This is a genomic window from Chryseobacterium sp., assembly GCF_008831505.1.
GTDB lineage: Bacteria > Bacteroidota > Bacteroidia > Flavobacteriales > Weeksellaceae > Marnyiella.
This window is the reverse complement of sequence record NZ_CP044507.1, coordinates 2,359,210-2,381,865: the sequence shown is the minus strand read 5'-3', so window position 1 is coordinate 2,381,865 and position 22,656 is coordinate 2,359,210. Positions and strand designations below refer to the sequence as shown.

The window sequence follows — 22,656 nt, the reverse complement described above, 5'->3', positions numbered from 1 at the left end:
ATTATTCATTCTTCAGAATATATCACAAGAAATGAAATTTTCCTGCGGCCTTTCCGCCAGTGGTCCATCATTCCTTCCGGAACAGCCTGCGAACGGCGCCTGAACTGCATGAGATCTATACCTTGTGTACCGGCAAGAATATATTCATCCACCACGTTCATTACCGTATAGGTTTTGTGTGTTTCGGGTCCTGTGGCACTGCTTAAGGCCGCGTCCAGGAGAATCCGGAACTGAGTGAACCGGTGTGGTCCCTGAGGATTTTCCCGGTCGGCTGTGCTGTAGCATTGCAGGATCCTGCCCAAAATTTCCAGATTCACGGGGTCAGTTTTCAGCAACTGCTCACCTGCGGCAATGGCTTCCCTGCATTTATTGGCCGAAACCAGCTCAAAGAATGCTCTTTCTTCTTCAGCAGGGTTTCTTTTCCGCATTTTGTACTGTCCATAGTAAAGATGACGCCCTTCCTCAGTACTTAAAAGTGACGGTAGTGTTAAGAAGCGGAAAAGCAGTCTTTCGTGGAAATATACGGAAGCAGAATCCTGGACATTATGCTCAATGTCCGCCATTCCGGGTTTTCCCTGACCTTGGACAGCAGTTCCGGAAATCATTAAAAACAGAAGTAAGGTCCTGAACATATGCAGATTTAATTTGACTAATAATCCCGACCGGAGCCGGGATTAATTTTAGTTTTTCAGATGCTGGTCAAAATAATCGGTGACCTTTTGCATAAGATGCACACGGTCCTTGCCGAGAACGTTATGCTCATGGCCGGGATATACGAAATAATCCAGTTGGATGCCATGATCTACAGCGGCTTTCAGGAAGTTTACGGAATGCTGCCATACCACCACATCGTCCTGCGCACCGTGAATCATAAGGAGCTTACCTTTCAGATTCTGTACCTTGTCCAGCAGATTGGACTGTCTGTAACCTTCAGGATTGGTTTGGGGAGTGTCCATATACCGCTCGGTATACATCACTTCATACATACTCCAGTCTATGACCGGTCCACCGGCAACACCTGCCCTGAAGATTTCCGGGTGTTTCAGCATTAAACTGGTTGTCATAAATCCGCCAAAACTCCAGCCGTGTACTCCCATGCGCTCCACATCAACATAGGAAAGCGATTTCAGGTAATCCACACCTTTTATCTGATCCTTCATTTCAGTTTCACCCAGGTTGCGGAACACCGCCTGTTCAAATTGAAGTCCCCGGTTAGAAGATCCCCGGCCATCCATCGTAAAGACAACGTAACCGTTCTGAGCCATATACTCATACCAGAGGTTACCTGAAGCGGGAAAGCTGTTTGTCACCAACTGCAGGTGCGGACCGTTGTACAGGTAAACGATTGTAGGATACTTTTTTGTGGGATCAAACTCAGTTGGTAAAATAATCTTACCGTATAAAGGGGTTCCGTCGTCTGCCGTCAGTGTAACGTTCTTAATTTCGGGTCTCAGGTAATTCTTCAGAGGGTTTTCGGCCGTAAAAATGTTTCTGGACTTGAGTGTACCTGTGTTGATGATATTCACACTGCGCGGTGTAGACGCATTGGTATAAATATCATACAGCTGTGTACCGTCTTTGCTCAGAATGCCTGTGTGCATGCCTTCTGCGGTGTCCAGCCTCTGCATTTTGAAATTGTTCCAGTTCACCCTGTAAAGATGTCTTTCCAGCGGCGTTTCTTTTGTGGATGTGAAGTAGATTTCCTTCCTTTTTTCATTGAAACCCAGGATGTCTGTTACCAGCCAGTCACCTTTCGTTAACTGCGCTACCAGACCTTTGTCCAGATTGTAGTGGAAAAGATGGTTATAGCCTGTACGCTGGCTTTGCCAGATGAAATCGGTATTGGAATTGGGGAAAAATAATAGTTCGTGCTGAGGTTCCACATATTTATCGGATTTTTCCTCAAAAAGCAATTTAACCAGTTTACCGGTAGCCGCGTCATACTGGTTCATTTTCATATGATTTTGGTCTCGGTTCAGTACGCCTATGAAAATGTATTTCGAATCCGGGCTCCAGGTCACTGCGGTCAGGTACTGCTCCTTATCACCGTCAACCTCCAGGAAGATCTTTTTATCATTTTTGATATCGTATACCCCCAGCGAAACATGGTGAGATGCCCCTCCGGCCATTGGATATTTGATATTTCGGTTTTGAGCCGGTGTTACCGACCAGTCAATGACCGGGTAATCGGTAACCATGCCCTGATCCATTCTGTAAAAGGCAATTTTTTCATTTGAAGGTGCGGCAAAGATCCCCTTGCTGATGCCGAACTCCTGACGGTGCACAGACTGACCGTTTACGATGTTTTCATCGGCATCATCTGTTATGCTCACCGTCTTACCGTTTCTGTTCAGGTACAGGTTGTTCTTAACCGTGTACACTATGCTTTTGTTATCAGAAAGAACAGTCACGTTTTCGGCGCCTTTGTCCAGTGCGGTCCATTCACTGATTTTCCAGTTGCCTGCCGACTGTTCCAGCCAGAAGTACTTGCCGTCCCTTGTGAAATAACCTTTATTTCGGCTGATGAATTTCACCATTGGAAAGCTTTTCAGCCGGTCTGCAGTACTGAGATTTTTGTTGATGCGGCTCAGGGAAACCAGGGTGTCTGATTTCATGCTCTGAACTTCAGTGATCAGATAGGCATTTTTGCTCCCCTGAATGTAGGCTTTGGCATCATCTGTCCAGGAGAACTGGGATATACCTTTTACCGCCAGGTTGCTCCGAAGTCCGTTTACGGCTTCAGCCATCGTGTATTTCTGGTTTTGAGCAAATGTTAAACTGCTCAGAGCTATGAATAAAAGGGATAATTTTGAAAATTTCATTATTTAAGCATTAAGGCCTTAAAAATAAGAAATATAATTGAAGGTGTTAAGGATTTGTTAATGCGGCGGCTGTATAGATCATCTGCATCGGGTCTGCGGCTTTTGGGGCCTTGTTCCACTTGTACTGATGTGACCAGTAAGCAGCTTTCATTGAGAGGATTCCGAGTCCGGCCGCGAAAATAACGTCTGAAATATAATGTTTATTGTTTGCCATCCGCATAACGCCGATGCCCGTGGCGAGACCATAGGAAGCGTAGGGAACCCATTTGTAGCGCCTGCCATATTCAATGCTGAGGATAGTAGCGCCGGCAAAGGCATTGGCGGTATGTCCGGACGGAAATGAGTAGGCGGTTCCGTCCGGCCGGATATTTTTCAGTGATGTTTTCAGGATATACACCAGACCTAAGTTAATCAGCTGGCCTTTCAGCAAAATGGCGGTTCGGTTCTTCCAGTCGGTGCGCGCTTCCATTCCTGCAAGTTCAAATGCATATACTGCTGCTAACGGCGCGAATTGCGCATAATCGTCCAAATGATTTTGAAAAGCGAATAGGTGTTCATTCCTTTCCTCAACCACTTCATTTTTTATCGATTCTTTCCTGTTGCTATCCAATATAATACCTGCGGTCATCAGTCCTGCAGGAATGTAAAGTTGGATATATCTGAATTCTACCTGATAACTCCGGGGCTGAAGGCTGTCTGTAATCTGGGCCTGGACCGTATTAAAGGCGAAGAAGAGCAGGCATAAATAGACACTTTTGCTCATGCGGATATTTTTATAAAGCTAAAAAAAAGATTTTCCCCAAATTAGAAATACCTTATAATTTACCGGGTGCATGAATTAAAATGGATAAATTTACTCCAGCAGTACAGAGGATTACGTTCTTAACTTACATCAATGCACAGCCTTGGCCAAACAGCTACCTTTGTATCAGAAATTTTTAACAAACCAATAAATACAGAATATTATGGCAACAAAATGGAATTTAGACCCAACCCACAGTGAAATAACTTTTAGAGTAAAGCACCTGATGATCTCCAATGTAAAAGGTTCTTTCAAGACCTTTACAGCTGAGATGGAAGCGGAAGATGATACTTTCCGCAATGCGAAAGTTACTGCAACCATCCAGACCGATTCTATTGACACTAACAATACAGACCGTGACAATCACCTGAAAAGCGAGGAGTTTTTCAATGCTGCTGTTAATCCAACAATAACTTTTGAAAGTGATGCATTGAACGACGAGATCACAGGAAATCTAACGGTTAATGGAGTTACCAAGCCGGTAAAACTGGACGTAGATTTCGGTGGTATTAATGCAGATCCCTGGGGCAACACCAAAGCAGGCTTTTCATTTCAAGGAAAGATTAAAAGAAGTGACTTTGGACTTAACTGGAATGCAGCGCTGGAAGCTGGCGGCGTAATGGTTTCCGATGAAGTTAAAATTGCAGGCGAGCTGCAGTTTGTTAAAGCATAACAGCGTTTAAACGATTAACCTGAAAACCTGGGAATTATGCTTATAATTTTCAGGTTTTTTTATTAAAAAGTATTATAATGAATTTGAATGATTTGACCAATATTTCAGCCTTGTTCCCAACTACCCAAAAGATGCCTGTGCTTTTTCTGGGTCACGGTTCACCAATGAATGCCATTGAAGAGAATCAGTTCGTGCAGGGCTTCAGAAATATCTCACGGGAGATTCCCACACCCAGTGCCATACTTTGTATTTCGGCACATTGGTTTACGCGTGGTACTAAAGTTACCGCCATGGATCTGCCACCCACTATCCATGATTTCGGAGGTTTTCCGGAGGAACTTTTCGCTGTGCAGTATCCCGCTCCCGGCAGCCCCGATCTGGCACAGGAAGCAGCCACACTGCTGTTACCGGCTGAGGTCCAGGAAGATCACAGTTGGGGACTGGACCATGGCGCGTGGTCGGTTATCCGGCATCTTTATCCCGATGCAGATATTCCGGTAGTGCAGATGAGTATTGATTATACGAAACCTCCGGAGTATCACTTTGAACTCGCCGGCAGGCTGCAGAAGTTAAGGGAGAAAGGAATATTAATTATTGGCAGTGGCAACATCGTACATAATCTCAGGATGATTGACTGGCAGAATATCAACACGGTCGGTGCCGGCTGGGACTGGGCGATTGAGGCGCGTGAAAAAACCAATAACTGGATCCTGGACGGCAATTTCCGTAACCTGATTGAATATCAAAAACATGGAACGGCCCTCCAGGCTGCCATTCCTTCGCCGGATCACTATTTGCCACTAATTTATTCCTTAGGTCTGAAGAATAAATCTGATGAACTTTCACTGTTCAATGATGAACTCATAGGCGGAAGCCTGAGTATGACCAGTGTAAAAATCGGTTAATGAAACTGAAGCCCTTAATTCCGGAATTCTCCCATGTCGAATTTCAGCGAGAAGAAATTGGAGAAGAAGTTGCTGCCACCGATCCCCGAATTGGTAATCGCGTAATCTAAAGTAAGTCCCCGGTATTTGATTCCCACTCCCGCACTGGGCTGAAAGGAAACCTTACGTTTGAGGTCCTCAATATCGGTGATGGACTGAAACCTGTTTACACCCAGCCTAACAAATACGAGATCATTATAGTTCATCTCTGCACCCGCATATGGAGTAATACTTGCAAAATCCGTTGATACCAGCGCGGCGGTTCTAGCAAAGTCAATATTCAGACCTGCTTCAGGCAATATGGAAATATTCTGGCTCACCTCAAAGTTTTTACTGGCGCCTACATTCAGTTTGGGCATTGTAATCTCCATTTTATCGGCCGGTGCCGGGTTAAATTCCTCACCGTTTACAATAGCCGAAAGTTCCTTCTGATCTACATTCCAGAAATTGACCGTGGTGGTGGCGTCTCTCAGCATAGCTCCGTACTTCCAGCCACTGTCGGCGTGGTAGAGGGCCCCAACATCAAACCCAAATCCAAATCCGCTGGCAAATTTACCAACATTTCTGTACACCAGCTTCGCATTTACCCCCGCCGATAATTTGTGGTTACCACCGGGATGGAAGGCGTAGGAAACTAGGGCAGCATAATCGGCCTGGGAAAATTTAGTGATCTTATCGTAGTCAATATTACCTTCACTGTCGATCATCTGAGTGGTATTCAGGATATTATCCACCCCAAGGCGGACTACCGATACCGCAAAAACACCACCTTTGCTGTCTAAAGGTTTGGCGTAGGCGATATAATCATACTTGGCAATACTTTCAAAATATTCAGCGTGCATGGCCGCACCCTGCCAGTCGCGCTCCACACCCATAAGTCCGGCAGGGTTCCACATTGGTGCGTATACATCGTCCTGGCTGCTTAAAACGGCACCGCCCATGGCCAGGCCTCTGGCGCCCGCGCCGATATTCAGGAATTCGTTGGAATATTTCCTTATGATCTGGGCCTGCGTGCAAACAGATGCAAAAACGAATAAAAAGACTAGCTTCCTCATGGAGTGTTAGGATTAATTGTTTGTTTGGCCTTACGGGATTTCAGGACCCCGTTAATGATGATGGCCGTAATCATCACAAATGAAGCTACATAAAAGACCGGACTCATCTGTTCTGATTCACCAAAGATAAAAAAAGCAAGTATAATTCCGTACACCGGTTCTAAATTTACGGTAAGTACCAGTGTGAAGGGTGAAATATACTTCATCAGACTTACCGATTCCAGCATCGGGTAGGCTGTAAATACACCTGCCAGAATGGTGATAAGGGCAAGGTCGCGGGTGGTGATGTCTGCAACTTCAGAGATTTGCCCGGTGAGCAGGTAAAAGAGGGAAATCAGCATAAATCCGCCCAGTATTTCGTAGAAAATAATGTTCCCGGAACTGGTTTTTCCGTACAGTTTTCCGTTGAATACCGAAAATACAGTACCGAAAAGTGCAGTGAAAATGCCGAAGAAAATACCTTCCTTATACCGCAGTTCGATGTTGAAGATAACTGCCATACAGGCTACAATGACGATTCCCATAATCACTTCCGAGACATCTATTTTCCTTTTGAACACAATGGGTTCCAGAATAGAGGTGAAGAGGGTGGACAGCGACAGGCAGCACAGAGCAATGGATACATTGGAAACCTTGATGGAATGAAAAAAGCAGAGCCAGTGCAGCGCCATGAATCCCCCCACGCCTACCAGTCCGAAGAGGAGCTTTCGGGGTACGTTGAGGTTGTCTTTTCTGATGACCCGGATGTAAATAAAAAGGAAGAGTGCCGCAATCCCCATTCGAAAGAAGGTCAGAACCTGAGCTTCCGCAGTAATCAGTTTACCCAGGATAGCCGTAAAACCCCACAGAAACACAATGAGGTGAAGACGGAACAGGGCAGAATTTTTCATTTTTTATGCAGATAAGACGGTCGCAAAAATAGGTATAAAAACCTTATTGCAAACTACTGTTTTCCGGTGTCACTTTGCTGTAGGTCAGTTTTGTCGTTACCTTCGCCTTCATGATCCAGCCACTCAGAGTTTTCAATTGAAACGCTGTCCAGGCTCAGGAGCTCGGCTTCGCGCTGGAGTGCTTCCTGAGTGGTGAAAGTCATCACTTCCTTCATCTGTTCCTTAGCCAGCTGACGAACCGAAGCTTTGTCGATCATTTCGAAGCGTTTCCCCAGCCGTCTGGCCGTGTATTTACGCATGCCGCTGGCATGCAGTACGTCTACAGCCATATCTACCGCGGTACCCAGGGTTTCACGGTAAATATTGTCGATTCCATTATTGAGGAACGAGTAGGCATCCAGCCGGTTTTTTGCCCTTACAAATATTTTGAGCTGCGGGAACTGCTCTTTTGCCATCTCTGCAATATGTTTATTGGCTTCGGGGTCGTCCAGGCAAAGAACCAGAATTTCCGCTTCAGCAGCACCGGCTGTACGCATGATAGGCAGCCGTGTGGCATCACCGTAATATACTTTAAACCCATGGCTGCGTAACAACTTTACCCTGTCTGCGTCATGGTCCAGCACGGTAGCCTTTACTTTATTGGCACGCAGCAGCCTGCCCACGGTACTTCCGAAATGACCGAAACCAACAATGATGATCTTTCGCGGTTCAATATTTTCCGGCAGGCCCAATGAGCTATGGTCTTCAGACTGACTGTTCAGCCGCGGATCTATCAGCCGGTCATTGATGATCAGGAGAATAGGCGTGATACACATCGTTATGGCAGTTACGGCCATTAACTGGTCGTTCATCTCGGGGGTTAACAAGTAAAGTTTGGACGAATAATTCAGCAGTACAAAAGCAAATTCACCTACCTGCGAAAGTGCAAATGCATAAATGAAATTCTGGTCAACGGAAAATTTATAAAATCTGCCAATTCCGTACAGCACTGCAAACTTAACCAAAAGGACCGCGATAACGGTGCTGAAGATGAACAGTGGATCTTTTTCAATAACTAAGAAGTTGATGCTTGCTCCCACGCTCACAAAAAATACAGCCAGAAACAGACCTTTGAACGGATCTACCTGCGCTTCCAGTTCATGCCGGAATTCACTGTTGGCCAGCATGAGTCCTGCAATAAAGGCACCGAGGGCGGCACTGAGCCCCACCGCAATCATCAGTTCAGACACCCCAATAACTAAAAACAGGGAAGCAGCGGTCAGCAGTTCGGTAAGATTGGATTTGGAAACGAAACGTAAGAATGGGACAAAAACATAGCGTCCCAAAACAATAAGAAGTCCAACTCCAAAGAGTATTGAGAAGGGTTGAAGCCACTCGGGAAGTTCTTGTAACAGCAGTGTTACCGCGGTTTCTTCTTCCGGTGGATTATAATGCGCAAGTAACGGCAACAGAGCCAAAATGGGAATTACCGCAATATCCTGCAGGATTAACGTAGAGAACGAAGCCTCGCCGGACGTAGTGGTGAAGAGGTTTTTTTCACGCAAGGTCTGAAGGACGATGGCGGTAGACGACAGGGCAAAACAGATGGCTACCGCCATGGCCACGTCGGGTTGCCAGCCTGCCAGGTAGAAAATGCCAAACAGAAGTGCGATGGTTATCAGCATTTGGCTGAGACCAAGGCCCAGTATTTTCTTCCGCATGGCCCAGAATTTTTTAGGCTCCAGTTCCAGTCCCACCAGAAACAGAAGCAGTACCACACCGAATTCTGTGGTATGCATGATATTGTCTGTTTCCTTACCGCTCAGTTTCAGGATAAACGGACCTATAATGATTCCTCCTACAATATAGCCTATCACCGAACTTAGCCCCAGTCTTTTTACCAGCGGAGCCATAATAATAGCGGCACCCAGGAATATTAGAATGGTCATTGCAAATTTCCCCTCCATTTATTCACCGTTTAAAATTGACATGAAGTACTGCTTTTGTCTGATGATTTCCTTTTTATCCATTTGGTCTATATCGTAAATGCACAGAAACTCCTTGAGTTTAAGTCTGTTTTGTTTCAGTACAACAAAAAGTCCGGAGATAAGCTCTTCTATTGAATACTGAAAATAACCCTGCTCACCAAACTGTTCCTGCTGATAATTGGTGGTAACCAACACTACCACTTCTTTACCTTCCAGCGGATTTTCCCTGCCTTCGTCCTGCCATTTAAGGTCAAAAACCTCATCAATCCAAAGTTTAAGTAATGGCGGAAGTCCAAACCAGATCAGTGGGAAATGAAATATAATACGGTCGTAATTGCCAATTCTCTTGCGTTCGCGAAATGCTGGAATATGAAAGTCCGGAAACTCTTCATAAAGGTCCCGAAAGGTGTAGTGTTGATGCCGTACATAGAAATTAATGAGTTCCCGGTTGGATTTTGAATGTTCCAGATAGGGATGGGCAAATAAAACCAGGGTGTTTTCCACAAGACGTCCGTTTTTGTAAATATAAAAAAAATAGCCTGTTCCGGTATTTTACTTTCTTCCTAAACCTGCACAATCATTTTCTGACAGGTTAAAAACTTGAGGAAAGAGAGCTCGCGAACAGGTGATGTGTATGATTTAATAAAAATATTTGATTTTTATTGAGAATTATTTTGTGTGGATATATATATATTAGTAGACAATTACCATGACAGTATTCCATCGCACAAATATTATTTATGTCCAAATCTATTAAATATGAAAATTCTTAAACACTTTATTTTCCTTGTTACTATAACATCGGGAACTGGTTTATCTGCTCAGGGTGTATTTCCCTATGAGCAGCAGTGGGGTACTTATGTTGGCGGAACAGGAACCCATTTGCTTGATACGCATTTGACGGATACTTCCTTCAATTCTGATTCACAAAACAATCTGTATATGTCTGGTACTACTGTTTTTGCACCAAGCTACAGCAATACGTATTATGACCAATTTATAGCAGGCGGGGGTAGCCCCTCTGTATTTCCTTTGCAAAATAGTTATTCTGTATCAATATCGGTGACCGGGCAACAGTTATCTGCAGGTTATAATGGTATTAATAACGCTGCAAACGACAGATTAATAGGAATAGACTCTGTCAATAATAGATTCATGCTAAAGCAGTTGCCCGGCAATATTCCTAACCTTTCTACACCCGGAGCCTGGCTCACACAGAATGTCGGTTCAGGGGCGTATACGTATACTCTTTCCAAATACGACAGTGCAAACAATCTGATATGGACTACTTATCTTCCCAATTCGGGAGGTGCTGCATTTGCCCTCCGATTTGATGAAAATAATAATCTCTTTATTACAAATTCAACAGCGGAATCTATTGCCGGACTCGGGACCGCGGGGGTCTATCAGGAATATTTTGTTTCGTATCAGACTGTCAGTGGTCAGCCTGGAAAAAACGGATATATTGTAAAACTGGATTCCGCAGGTCAAAAAATGTGGGCTACTTATGCTGTTCAGGGAATCAATGATTTCGAGTATCATGCCGGTAGCCTTTATGCCAGTGGTGGGTACGATCCGAATATGCCCGGCCAGCTCACCACACCGGGAACATTTCAGCCCACAGGGCCGGCTATGAATTTGCTTGGGAAATTTGATGCCGCTACCGGACAGCGAATCTGGAGCAGTTTTTACGGTACGCCACACAATGCCACCGCTTTCACCGGTGCCGGAATTTGGGATATTGAAGTGAACAGCACGGGACTTTATGTGAGCGGCCATAATGAAGACACGGACTACCCAACATATTTCGCCACACCGGGCGCATTTAAAGGTCAGCTCACCGGTGGTGCAGATTTGTTTTTAACAAAATTCAGCCATGACGGTAACCGTATATGGAGCACTTACTTCGGCAGTGACGGCTACGAGGATGTTTTTGGAAGTACATTAACAATACTGGGTAACCGCATCATTATCGCAGGAAGCCAGTACGGTGCGGTTTCTAATATTTCTACCCCGGGTGCGCATCTTACCACTCCTTCCAACACATCAAACAGCCTTACAAACATGTTTTTTGCGGAGTTTGACAGCTCCGGCAGCAGATTGTGGTGCTCCTATTTTGGAGGTGCCGGAAGTAATATGTATCAGGAACATATAAATCCCGAGTTATTGAACGATGGTACTTTAGTACTGTGGGGTACAACGGGTGCCACGACCGGAATCGGAACTGAAGGCGCACCTTATCAGTCCATGACCAACCCTTATCCGGGCTTTCCGTTCGGTTTTGTGACGCGGTTTGTATTTAAAGATGAACTGGGAACCTCCGAAACCGCAGGCTTTTCAGCGGACATACAACTGTATAACAATCCCAACAACGGTAATTTCACTTTATCAGGTTCTGTTTTGGCAAAAGAAGCCACCGTTCTGGCACTGTATGATTCCACCGGCAGACTGGTGAAGAAAGAAGAGCTTTCACGCCAGCAAAAGCAGGATTTCAGTTGGGGACACCTCCTAACTTCAGGAAATTATGTACTTTCGGTTTCCAAAAAATTCGGGGAGCAGTTGAAGTCCTTTAAAATGACGGTGAAGAAATAGAATATATTCGTCTGGTAATACTGGTCAGTCTAATATGAGCATTTGAAGATGCAGTCTCAGGAAGTTGCTATCTTTCCATTACTTCTGGAAAAAGATCATGATGCAGTGTTTTTGTGCAGTCTTGAACAGCTACAGTAATAGCAAATATTACCAGTTGCCCAGGGTTTCATTTTGTCACAAGAGATGCTTTTTTATTAACAAAGCATTCCATTGGTAATCTATTGTATTACAATTGTTTGTATTTAATAAATAATCTTAAAACACTTTTATTAAACCAGTTAGATTCCTGCGGAATGAGAAAGAGGCTGATGAATTTTAGCAGAATATTGAAGACAAATATGCAGGTACCCCAGTAATCTCCTGCCGGTCCCCTGCAGGCCGGCGGCCGCTTTGGCCGCCATGTGCAGAGTTCTTATGAAGAAACTTTATTTTTTGTCATCCATGCTTTGCTCCTGATAAATCTAAACCAGCTATCTATATCACAAATACGGACCTAGGAGATTTTTGCGTCAAGAAAAAAAATAAAGGAGTGCCGTAAAAAAAATCTTCTGTTTGAAGCGCGACCACAAAACGACATTAAATACCCTATTGTCGATTCGCGCAAGTTTAGAACTTTTAGGCACGTAGTTATTTTTTTAGCAAAAAGGTCCAAGTCTTGATTTTTTTTGTTACTTTTTTCATCAAGGAAAAAAGTGACGGAACAATTCATTATATAAAAACTTTATTTTTTAATCACTTTCCCGGTAGTGGCAAAACCTTCGCCCAGTACTTTTTACATAATACACGCCCATGGTCATACCGGTCATGTCAATACTGTAGTTGCGGGTAAATTTACCCTGGGTCACCAGCCTGCACATTACCCATGGAATCGTGCACCAGAAGCATGCTGCCAGGGTTTTATTTTGTCACCAGAGATGTATCTTCTTATCAAGAAAAGCATCCCTTTGATAATTTACTGTATTCCAGTTGTTTGTATTTAACAAATGGTCATAAAAGACTTTCATTATGCCAGTCAGATTCCTGCGGAATGACAAACAGGCTGCTGAATTTTAGCATATTATGTGTACTGCCAGGTGAACTTAAATTAAAAAAAGGATGGCCTGCTATCAGGACATCCTTTTTTGTGTTTTATTCCCTGTATTACCAGCCGCCGGAGGCACCGCCGCCGCCGAAACTTCCGCCGCCGCCAAAGCCGCCAAAGCCGCCGCCGCCACCACCAAAGCTTCCGCCACCAAAGCCACCGCCGCCGAAGCCGCCACCCATTGGGAAAGGGAAGAAACCTCCAGGATAGCTCCGTCTGCCGCGCCGTGTAAGGATTTCATCATCGTCGTCATGCCGGTTTCCGCCGCCACGGTTTTTGAAAAGGAAACTCAGTATGAAAATTACAAAAAAGGCAATGAGAATGATTTCAAAGAAACTAATGCCGCTGCCTTCGGTGTTTTTTTTTACTATGGGTTTGTATTTGCCCTGTACGGCTTCCATCAGTGCGCTGGTACCGCGATCTATGCCCTCGTACCAACGTCCCTGTTTGAAGTTGGGAGCCACCACATAATCAATGATCTGCCCGGCCACAGAGGCGGTGAGGTATTTTTCAACATCGCGGCCCTGCTGTATGGACATGGTACGGTCGTCCGTGGCAATAAGAAAAACAATTCCGTTGTCTGTGCCTTTCTTGCCTATCTTCCACTTTTCACCGAATTCCCAGGCTACAAAATTGACGTCTTCGCCCTGTGTAGAGGGTATGATGATTACCTCAATTTCAGTTGAAGTGCTGTCCTCGAATTTTATAAGTTTCTGGTTCAGCAGGTCTTTCTCACTTTCACTCAGAATGCCGCTTACGTCATATACAGGATATAAAACAGCCGGTTTTTGGGGAATTTTGTACTGGGCGTGAGTCTGAATCCAGGCACAGCAAAATAAAAAGACAGTAAAAAATTTAAGAGAAGCTAATCTCATCAGAGAGTTCGTTTTTGTTTTCTCCCGTCACAGGAAAATATTTTTTTAGTTCAGTACCCGTATCAAGTATCGCTTTCTGCAGTGGTTCAAAGAAACGGCCTTTTGCAAAGCCAGCCGTAATATCATCATGCATTTTGTCCCAAAACTGCTGGTGTACTTTCTTATGTATACCTTCGTCACCTATAATGGTAAGATACCTTTGCTCAAAGTTGATATGGAAGAGTACCGCGTTACGCTCTGCCGTTTTCTCCATGCAAAGCCTTTTGAACACCTCAAAGGCCACACCGGCATTATCATCCTCCGTATTGGAATCGATATGCACCCGGATCTCACCTGTAGAATGGTCTTCGGCTGTTTTAATGGCTTCCACAAGGGAAGCCATCTGTGTATTGCTTAGGAAATTACTCATTACCTTTTTAATTGGTAAATACTTCAGGAGCCTGTTCGGCACCGGCCGCAGCCTTAAAGTAGGGCTTCTCCTTAAAATTGGTGAAGTTTGCCAGGATATTGTTCGGGAAAGTCTTGATGCTGGTGTTGAATTCCTGCGCAGCACCGTTGAAGACCACCGTTTCAGCACGTATGCTGTTCTCAATAGCGATGTATTCCCGCTGGAAATTGGTGTACTGCTGGTCTGCCTTCAGGTTAGGATACTGCTCTACTACTGCCATAAGTCGGCTCAGTGCACCTGTAAGTTCCCCCTGTGCAGCCTGGAAACGGGCCATATCCTGCTCGGTCATATTAGTAGGATCTACATTAATTGAAGTAGCTTTGGAACGGGCTTCTATCACTTTGGTCAGGGTTTCCTGCTCAAACTGTGCATACGATTTCACGGTTCTTTCCAGGTTTGGAATCAGGTTAGCCCTTTTCTGATAAACAGTTTCCACGTTACTCCATTTGGTATTTACCGTCTGTTCCTGAGCGACCAGATTATTGTATTTTGGTACGCCCCATAAAAGCACAAGACCTAAGATGACAAGTAATGCAATCCCGAGTGTTCCGGCGCTTAAACAACCTTTGTTTTTCATAGTTTATTAATTTATTTTTAAAAAAAATTCGCTAACCAAATATACAAATTATGTGCTACTTTTGCTGAAATACCTAAAAGATGACCACTATTGTTGTAGCGATGGACCGGAAAAACGGAATTGGGCTGGAGAACCGAATGCTTTGGCATTTGCCTGCAGATTTGAAGCATTTTAAGAGCATTACTTCGGGTCATCCGGTGATTATGGGCCGCAGGACTTTTGAAAGTATTGGCAAACCTCTGCCTAACCGCACCAATATCGTTATCAGTCGGAAAAAAGACTGGTTTCAGGAGGGCATTTTGATTGTTGGGAGCATTAAAGAAGCCTTGAAATTTGCTAAAAAGATTGACGAAAACATCTTTATTATCGGTGGGGGTAATATTTACGAACAGACTATGGATCTTACCGATAAACTGGAAGTGACCCGTGTGAATGCAGAGTGCGATGCGGATACCTTTTTCCCGGAGATTGATATGAAAATATGGCAGATGACTGATGAGGTGAACTTTGCAAGCGATGAAAAGAACAGGTTTGATATGAAGTTCCAGACTTTTGAGCGGATTATCCCGCTGAATGCGGAGCAGGTATAAACCTGTAATTTTTAGGCAAATTACCTATCTTTGCAGTCTTAAAATTTCATTCATGAACAAAAACATTAAAATTGCACTTGCGGCAATATTGATTATATCCGGAATTTATATGATGTTCTTCACACGGAACATTGGCTGGGGAGTAGTGGTATTCCTCCTTTCCTCCTTTCCGATCCTGCTTTACTTTAAAAATGAGATGATCCTGATGGCTTTTTGGCATCTGCGGAAACAGAACATGGAGAAAGCGGCCTCCTGGCTGGCAAGGGTTACCAATTATCCAGCACAGCTTCACAGGACCCAGTACGGATATTTCCATTATCTTACAGGGTTGACACTGGCTCAGGACAGCCCCTCCAAAGTGGAGCCTTATATGAAAAAGGCGCTGGAGTACGGCCTTAATATGAAACAGGACCGTGCTATGGCTACGCTTAACCTCGCTGCTTCGGCAATCTCAAGAGGCAGACGTCAGGAAGGACAGCGTTTACTGGAAGAGGCTAAGAAACTGGATTCTGCGGGAATGATGACAGACCAAATTAAGATGATGAAGGACCAGATGAAAATGCCTTCAATGCAGAAACATATGCATAACCCGCACATGAGACAGCGGGGCAAATTTTAAGGTTTTAATACAGGCAAGGCACCACAGAGGTGCCTTTTTCTTTTGCTTTATTCTTTGAAGATGTTACCCATTCTGTTTTTTACCAGCAGCCAGCTGGTGTAATGAAGTGTGGTGGGAGAACCGAATTCACGCCACTGCAAAATATACCAATAGGTGCCCGTGCTCACGTGACGGGTAGGTGAGGTTTTACCGTCCCAGCGGAAACGGTTAGCCGGGGTTCCGCGGAAAACTTCTGCACCATAACGGTCAAAGATTCTGAAGACAGGGTCTTCCTTGGTCAGCAGTTCGGAATAATCGATGGCATCATTAAAACCGTCGTCATTTGGCGTGATTGCATTGATTAGGTTGATGAAGGCAAACTGTCGGGTCACTATTCCGCAGTCCAAAGCATCCTTCACATAGACGGTATACGTTCCTCTGCTGATTCCGTTAAAAACATTTGATGTCTGCCAGGTCAGACCGTCCAGTGAGTACTGGTAAGGTGGCGTACCGCCGCTTACCGTAATGGTCACCGTATTATCCTTGATGTCTATCCCTGTAATTTCGGGCAGTTCTGAAGCAGTGACTGTTGCGGTCTGGCGGTAAACACAGCCGTTGAAGGTGAGGTCTACCCAATAGGTTCCTGTGCCTACTGTAATAGTTTGAGAGGTAGCACCGTTGCTCCACAGATAGCTGTCGAAGCCGGGACCTGCGTCCAGTACCGTGGTACCGTCTGGACAAATTACGGCATCTGCAAGCTGGTCCGATGTCTTGGGTGTTTTGACGGTAATGGTCAGGGAAGCAGTTGCGGGACAGGCACCTGATTTTTCGAACCGTATGTAGAAAGTCTGAGTGCCCGTCACCGTCACAGGAATTGGTAGTGCGTTACTGTCATTCTGGGCATCCGCAAGAGTGGAGTGGAAGGTAGCGGTGACCTGTGGGTCGGTCGTGAAGTTGGGGAGATAGGCCGTGAGATTTATATCTTTCGCACCATCCAAATCGTCATCACAGATTGTCTGCAGGTTTGAATTGATTAGCAGCGGCAAAGGTGTACCGGCTATAAAATTAAGTGCCTTGATCACCGGTGGGCAACCGTCGGGGGAGTTCACGCGGATGTATATTGTTGTATTTGAGGTATAAGTCCAGTTATTCGGCAGACTGTTAGCTCCACCTGCGTTTGCATCAGCCAGAGAGGCGTAGTAACTCACACTGAAATAGGCTGCATTCGGAAGAACCTGTGCAGTTACGGTGCTTAGATTTACTTCAAAGATACCGTCCAGATTTTCATCACAAAAAGTTCCGGTATAGTCTGCAACGGTGGCCAGGGGGAAAAGTCCCAGGATGATATTTGCAATACTTTTACAGCCTTCCGGAGATCTTACTACTGCATAAACGGTGACGCCCGCAGCTGAGCTGTAATTAGTTGGATCCGAAATAAGCGCGGCGGCATTCTCGATTTGTGCATCGGCCAGGGTAGGATAGTACGTAACGGTTACCGGGGACTGCGTGGTCACCTGTGCAAGCGTCAGGTTATAGGTGCCCAGCCCGTTTGGACCGCTGCAGGCATTCAGGGTAACATTATTTACCGGGATCTGGGCGATGTTTATGGTTACTGTGACGGTCTCACACTCCGGAAAATCCGGATCACTTCCGCAGAATGTATAAGTAAAAGTATCAGTTGCTGTAACACCCGGATTATTAGCTGTATAGGTAAGCTGGCCGGTGGCAGCATTAATGCTTACCGTACCCAAGGTGGGAGGAACTGTAACGGCAACTGTTGCCGCAACCACAGTTTGGGGAATCGTAACCGCGGAAAAAGCAGGTGTAATATTTTGCGACGAACATATATTATAGACCACAGACGAGTTCACCATACATTTCTCCACTTTATAGGGGGTGGTCACCAGAGGTACGCAACTTCCCATGGTTACGGACGCCGTATAGTAACCCGGCTGCACGGGTGAAATGGAGGGTGAGGTGGCACCAGGTATGGGCGTTCCGTTCAGGAGCCACTGGTACGAGTCATATATTACGGGGTCTACGGTAAGAACAAGGCCGGGGATACAACTGGTTCCGGAAGTGAGTATAACCGGTTGTGTAGGGAAGCCTGCGAAGAAACCACCGTATCCTACAGCATCACTGCCGGCATTGATTCCGGCGGTGATGGCCTTGTTGGAATTTACTGTAATATTTCCGGTTACGTTAGGGATTCCGTAGGTTACCCAGTTTGTGGTGCCGGTCATTGGGAAAGGTCCCGTGCCTGCGGGCGGAGCTGTACCGTTAACCAGCACGTTGGCACCCGTTTCCGTAATAAGGTTGAGTTTTGTAGGTACATTGAGAATACCGGCCGGATTAGCATTGGAGAATACTTCATTTTCATCAATAAACCCAAGTTCATCAATCTGTTTGGGGAGATAGCAGTTTAATGCCGGAATGAAGTTAAAGCCTCCGGTGGCTACGGTATTGCCCCCATTGTCGATACCGGAAAGCAACTGATAGACATAGGCATTTTGCGTAGTAGTGATATAGAGGTTGTAATGATTGTTTCCCTGCAGAACATACTTTGTATCCGGTACAACGTAGTAGTCACCTTCGTTCAGCACGGCTGCGGCCACAGTTTCATTATTCAGAAATACCTGCGTATTGTTTTGAGTGGCGATGACCAGGGCGCCTTCCATGTTGGACCCAATGGTACCGTTTCCTTTCACGAGCGCAAAATTATTGCCCAACTGATTGGTGGGAATGGATTGGTCCATAAGTATATCTGAACTGAGAGGGTGTGCGCCCGCATACTGTCCGTTGAAGTTACCGTTGGTCACGTTCACAGGTTTTGATGCTACAATCTTGCTGCCGATGAAAGAGTCGGAATTTGAAGAAATCTCGCCTTTCCCTTCAATGATATAGGACTGGCCTTTATTCAGCACAAAGGTCATCGTTGGGTTTGCGGCACCCGTGGTACCGTTCGAAAACTGAACTGTGGACGCATAGCCCGAGACAGTTACGCTTGTATTGTCCTCAGTGGCCAGGATGCTCGTCATAAAATTGAGGATCGGATTCTGTACAGTGATGGGTGCTGTTGCAGTATAGAATGTTGTTCCTGTGGATGAGATTCCTTTTGAGGTTACAATCTCGGCATGATTGTACACGGAGAAGCGAAGGTTGGCATAGAAAGGAAATTCTGCTGAAACATGAAGTCCTTTTGTTATAGGTGTAAAAAGATCGGATTGAAGGGTTGTTATAATAAAATTCCTGGGGACATCAAATTTCTGTGGATTGCCTTTGCTTATTGTTACGGTACCTATCAGAACATTATTATTGAAGATGCTTACCGGAAATGGTATGGTCCTGTTGGTTGATAAATACAGCTTTTGAAACGGGTTAGGATTACCGGTCCGGTCTACCATCGGAGCAAACCAGTGCTCCCGGTCCAGCTGGGCAGATACAGATGAAAACATCAGAAATACAAGGAAAAGAGATAGAATTTTTTTCATTGAAATGATGGATGTCATACAAATTTAGAAATTATATATATCATTCTCAATGTTTTAAGCAAAAAAAACACGGCAAGTCTGCCGTGTTCTTATAATGTAAATGATTAATTTATTCTCTGTTCTTTACAAGTATCCATCCTTTGTAAGTTACCGGAGCAGAGGTGGCATCCGGCTCAGTCCATGAAATATGGTACCAGTAAGTTCCTGTGCTAACCTTCTTGTCGGCCACACGTCCGTCCCAGCGGTAGTCGTTATTTTTATTTCCCTCGTGAACTTTGATTCCATATCTGTCATATACGGAGAAAGTCAGGTTTTTCTTATAACGCAGTGCTGAATAATCCACATAATCATTAACGCCGTCTGAATTTGGCGTAATCACGTTCACCAGATTAGGAACAGTAATTTCCACTGCAACCGGTACACAATCCAGCGCATCTTTCACATAGAAAGTATTCTGACCTCTCGGTACTTCAGTGAAGATATTGGAATCCTGCCAGTTTATCCCGTCAGCAGAATACTGGTATGGAAGCTGCCCGCCTGTCACTGTTAAGGTTACCGTATTGTTATTGATATCAATGTTATTGATGATTACTTCCGGAGCCTTATGAACCCTAACGGTTTGCTTGGTTTTACATCCGTCCGTGGTGAGTATTACCCAATATTCACCTACACCCACGTTGGAGATTGTTTGTGTTGTAGCACCTGTGCTCCACTCATAAGCTTCAAAACCGGGGCCTGCATCTAGTGTGGTTTTATCTTCAATACAGATCACTTTATCCTGAAGTACGGAGGAGTAGTTTGGCAGAATTACATTAAGAGTAATCTTGGCGATTCCGTAACAGCCGTTGGCGGTATAAACCCGTACGAAGACCTCTGTGCTTGAACTCAGGTAAACAAACGGATTCTGGATCTGATTGGTGTTGTTAAGTGCATCGGTCAGGGATGGGAAATAGTGTTTGGTAGCTCCAATTCCGCCTCCGACATTCGCAGTACTAAGGTCAAATTCTCCTGTAACCGGTGAGCTCGCAATAAAGCATGACTCCATTACCGCATCATTTAATGCGGGCTGGTCATAGAATGACAGTGTGATTGTGGCATAGTCCACACATCCTTCGGGTGTGGTTACTTTAACAAAAACATTTCCTGCTGCTGACACATAGGCAGCTGGTACCAGGATTTCATTCGTACCGTTCTGCGCATCTGTAAGAGTCGGATAGTAATTAAATGCAGCTCCCGGATAATTGGTAACATCCGTGGTGGTAAGGTCATAGGTTGCCACGCCGTTAAACGGACAGGCAATCAGCGCATCATCTGTTGTTTCCAGCAGAACGACATTGATATTTACTGTTACAGATTCGCTGTCAAAGAAAACAGGAACTGTACTTTGGAAAGCGTAAGTAAAAGTATCCGGCCCTAAATAACCCGCATTTGGCGTGTAGGTGATGGTTCCGTTTAAATTATCAACAGCCACGGTACCGTTTGCCGGTTGGCTGGTAATCACAATGGAATTGAGGTCCACTGTTTGTGTAGAGCTGCTGAATTCAACATCAAAAGTCCTTCCGCCGCAAACATTAACATCAAGTGTTGTATTTACAGGACATGGGAAAACTTCATACTCAGGTGTAGTTACAGGAGCACATCCCGAAATACTTACTGTACAGGTATAGACACCCGGTACCGTAGGGCTATACTGGAAAGTATTTGCACCTGCGATAGGGTTTCCGTTCAGGAACCACTGATAGGTTTCATAAATATCATCTACAGCAAGAATAAGACCCGGTATACACTCGCCTGTTTGCTTTACAATAGCAGGTACAGAAGAAAACCCAGCGAAATACCCTCCGTATCCGGCCGTAGAATATCCTCCGTTGATACCGGCAGTAAGCGCCTTGTTGGAAACGATCGTAAGATTTCCGGTTACGTTGGGAACATCATAAGAAACCCAGTTAGGATTCCCTGTAACAGGATAAGGACCCTGAACAGCTGTTGGTGTAACACCATTCACGGTTACTGTAGCACCTGATTCCGTCAGAATGTTAAGTTTCATATTGATGGAGCCGGTATGACTCGGCATCTGGTTAATGAAGCCAATTTCGTCCACTTCGCGCGGCATATAGCAGCTCAATGGCGGTATATAGTTATATCCTGCCGTATTGGTACCGGCAGCAGAAGTACCTGTTCCCAAAAGCTGGTAAAGATAAACCGGCTTGGAAGTACTGATGTACATATTGTAATGATTATTACCCTGGTTAATGTAGTTGTTGCTTAGGATTCGGTAATACTCACCTTCGTTGATTGTTGCCGCTGCTGTAGCCGAGCCGTTCAGGAAAATCTGTGTATTGTCTTCCTTAGCTACTACAAGTCCGCCTTCTACGTTTGAAGCGTCTGCCAGGTAAGTTAAACTCCGCACCATGGCAAAGGTATTACCCAGCCTTTCTACCGGGACACTTTGGTCCAGGATGAGATCGGAACCTGAAGTGGTATTGGCGGTACCGAACATGCCGTTGGCATTACCATTGGTCATGGAAATAGGTTTATCCGCAGTAATTTTGGCACCAATGAAGCCTGTCTGGTTTGCGGCGAAATTAGCTTCTCCGGCAATAAGAACAGACTGACCTTTGTTCAGTGTAAATGTATAAGAAGGTGGTGTATTGGCAGCAGGTCCGTTTACAAACCTAATGCCCGCATTATATCCGCTTACGGTAACAGTTGTATTATTTTCCGTAGCCAGAACTCCCGCAGTAAAGTTCATTGAAGACGAGTTGTAAGTCAGTGGGGCAGGTGCCGCATAAAACTGAAGACCAAGTCCCGCTTTTCCTTTTGAGGTAAGGAATTCACCATGCGCTGACTGTCTGAGTCTCAACGAAACAAAATAGCGCATATCATTGGCTGTGCCCACTGCTTTTGTATAAAGTCCGCGGTTGGTAACAACCAGTGCATCTGCGTCTGCACTTGCAAAAATATATTGCTGAGCTTGTGCAGTAGTCATAATCCAGACCTGAGGATTGTTTTTGCTCAAACCTGTAATCGTGTGCACTACCGTGCCGTTGTTATAGATTTCTACGTTAAATGGCGTAGTTGATTTTGTTGAAAAGTAAAGTCCGTGCGTATAGCCGGTGGTACTTGCAAAATAGGGCGCAATGTAATGATCAGTATCAAACTGTGCACGGAGATTCCCTAACGAAAGTACCAGAAGAAAGAAAAGGAGTAATTGTTTTTTCATTTTTACTGGATTTTAAATATTTACAAAT

At 44.9% G+C, this 22,656-nt stretch carries 17 protein-coding genes; 5 read left to right on the top strand and 12 right to left on the bottom strand.

The window, feature by feature from the left end:
* Nucleotides 1-5: 5 nt before the first annotated feature.
* Genes F7R58_RS11185 through F7R58_RS11175 form a run of 3 tightly spaced genes read right to left on the bottom strand, consistent with a single transcriptional unit; the run spans nucleotide 6 to nucleotide 3,585 of the window.
* Nucleotides 6-632, bottom strand: a complete 627-nt coding sequence (locus F7R58_RS11185; protein WP_158064997.1) for a DUF4919 domain-containing protein — start codon at nucleotides 630-632, stop codon at nucleotides 6-8.
* Nucleotides 633-680: 48 nt separating this feature from the next.
* Nucleotides 681-2,822, bottom strand: a complete 2,142-nt coding sequence (locus tag F7R58_RS11180; protein WP_158064996.1) for a S9 family peptidase — start codon at nucleotides 2,820-2,822, stop codon at nucleotides 681-683.
* 46 nt (nucleotides 2,823-2,868) lie between these two features.
* Nucleotides 2,869-3,585: a phosphatase PAP2 family protein gene (locus F7R58_RS11175; protein ID WP_158064995.1), complete on the bottom strand. Its 717-nt coding sequence runs from the start codon at nucleotides 3,583-3,585 to the stop codon at nucleotides 2,869-2,871.
* Between the two features lie 202 nt (nucleotides 3,586-3,787).
* Between F7R58_RS11175 and F7R58_RS11170 the strand changes: the two genes are divergently transcribed.
* On the top strand, nucleotides 3,788-4,297 hold the full coding sequence (locus F7R58_RS11170; RefSeq protein WP_158064994.1) for a YceI family protein: 510 nt from the start codon (nucleotides 3,788-3,790) through the stop codon (nucleotides 4,295-4,297).
* A 77-nt stretch (nucleotides 4,298-4,374) separates the two neighbouring features.
* Complete coding sequence (gene ygiD, locus F7R58_RS11165; RefSeq protein ID WP_158064993.1) at nucleotides 4,375-5,202, top strand: 4,5-DOPA dioxygenase extradiol; 828 nt, start codon at nucleotides 4,375-4,377, stop codon at nucleotides 5,200-5,202.
* A 14-nt stretch (nucleotides 5,203-5,216) separates the two neighbouring features.
* Here ygiD and F7R58_RS11160 read toward each other — a convergent pair whose 3' ends face one another.
* The 4 genes from F7R58_RS11160 to F7R58_RS11145 are packed head-to-tail and all read right to left on the bottom strand — an operon-like array spanning nucleotide 5,217 to nucleotide 9,657.
* A complete protein-coding gene (locus F7R58_RS11160) occupies nucleotides 5,217-6,296 on the bottom strand; it encodes a PorV/PorQ family protein (RefSeq protein ID WP_158064992.1) in 1,080 nt (359 codons plus the stop codon).
* The gene (locus F7R58_RS11155) at nucleotides 6,293-7,186 is read right to left on the bottom strand and encodes a DMT family transporter (RefSeq protein ID WP_158064991.1); all 894 of its coding nucleotides are present in this window, start codon (nucleotides 7,184-7,186) and stop codon (nucleotides 6,293-6,295) included. The genes F7R58_RS11160 and F7R58_RS11155 overlap by 4 nt, the downstream gene beginning before the upstream one ends.
* A gap of 53 nt (nucleotides 7,187-7,239) precedes the next feature.
* Entirely contained in the window at nucleotides 7,240-9,132 is a 1,893-nt protein-coding gene (locus tag F7R58_RS11150; protein ID WP_158064990.1) for a monovalent cation:proton antiporter-2 (CPA2) family protein, read from the bottom strand.
* Nucleotides 9,133-9,657, bottom strand: coding sequence for an NAD(P)H-dependent oxidoreductase (locus tag F7R58_RS11145; RefSeq protein WP_158064989.1), 525 nt, complete (start codon nucleotides 9,655-9,657; stop codon nucleotides 9,133-9,135). It abuts the gene before it with no gap.
* Between the two features lie 255 nt (nucleotides 9,658-9,912).
* Between F7R58_RS11145 and F7R58_RS11140 the strand changes: the two genes are divergently transcribed.
* The gene (locus tag F7R58_RS11140; protein ID WP_158064988.1) at nucleotides 9,913-11,745 is read left to right on the top strand and encodes a T9SS type A sorting domain-containing protein; all 1,833 of its coding nucleotides are present in this window, start codon (nucleotides 9,913-9,915) and stop codon (nucleotides 11,743-11,745) included.
* A 1,140-nt stretch (nucleotides 11,746-12,885) separates the two neighbouring features.
* Here the strand turns inward: F7R58_RS11140 and F7R58_RS11135 are convergent.
* The 3 genes from F7R58_RS11135 to F7R58_RS11125 are packed head-to-tail and all read right to left on the bottom strand — an operon-like array spanning nucleotide 12,886 to nucleotide 14,726.
* Nucleotides 12,886-13,701 (bottom strand): TPM domain-containing protein, encoded by an 816-nt coding sequence (locus tag F7R58_RS11135; RefSeq protein WP_158064987.1) that lies wholly within the window; start codon nucleotides 13,699-13,701, stop codon nucleotides 12,886-12,888.
* Nucleotides 13,682-14,110 (bottom strand): TPM domain-containing protein, encoded by a 429-nt coding sequence (locus F7R58_RS11130; protein ID WP_158064986.1) that lies wholly within the window; start codon nucleotides 14,108-14,110, stop codon nucleotides 13,682-13,684. The genes F7R58_RS11135 and F7R58_RS11130 overlap by 20 nt, the downstream gene beginning before the upstream one ends.
* 7 nt (nucleotides 14,111-14,117) lie before the next feature.
* The gene (locus F7R58_RS11125) at nucleotides 14,118-14,726 is read right to left on the bottom strand and encodes a LemA family protein (protein ID WP_158064985.1); all 609 of its coding nucleotides are present in this window, start codon (nucleotides 14,724-14,726) and stop codon (nucleotides 14,118-14,120) included.
* An 80-nt stretch (nucleotides 14,727-14,806) separates the two neighbouring features.
* On the opposite strand from F7R58_RS11125, the gene F7R58_RS11120 reads away from it, so the two are divergent.
* Both F7R58_RS11120 and F7R58_RS11115 read left to right on the top strand, forming a co-directional pair.
* Entirely contained in the window at nucleotides 14,807-15,316 is a 510-nt protein-coding gene (locus F7R58_RS11120; protein ID WP_158064984.1) for a dihydrofolate reductase, read from the top strand.
* Between the two features lie 52 nt (nucleotides 15,317-15,368).
* Nucleotides 15,369-15,935 carry a DUF2892 domain-containing protein gene (locus F7R58_RS11115; protein ID WP_158064983.1) on the top strand — a complete coding sequence of 189 codons (567 nt, stop codon included), beginning with the start codon at nucleotides 15,369-15,371 and terminating at the stop codon, nucleotides 15,933-15,935.
* A gap of 47 nt (nucleotides 15,936-15,982) precedes the next feature.
* Here F7R58_RS11115 and F7R58_RS11110 read toward each other — a convergent pair whose 3' ends face one another.
* Nucleotides 15,983-19,405 (bottom strand): gliding motility-associated C-terminal domain-containing protein, encoded by a 3,423-nt coding sequence (locus F7R58_RS11110; protein ID WP_158064982.1) that lies wholly within the window; start codon nucleotides 19,403-19,405, stop codon nucleotides 15,983-15,985.
* 109 nt (nucleotides 19,406-19,514) lie between these two features.
* Nucleotides 19,515-22,628, bottom strand: a complete 3,114-nt coding sequence (locus F7R58_RS11105; RefSeq protein WP_158064981.1) for a T9SS type B sorting domain-containing protein — start codon at nucleotides 22,626-22,628, stop codon at nucleotides 19,515-19,517.
* Nucleotides 22,629-22,656 lie beyond the last annotated feature (28 nt).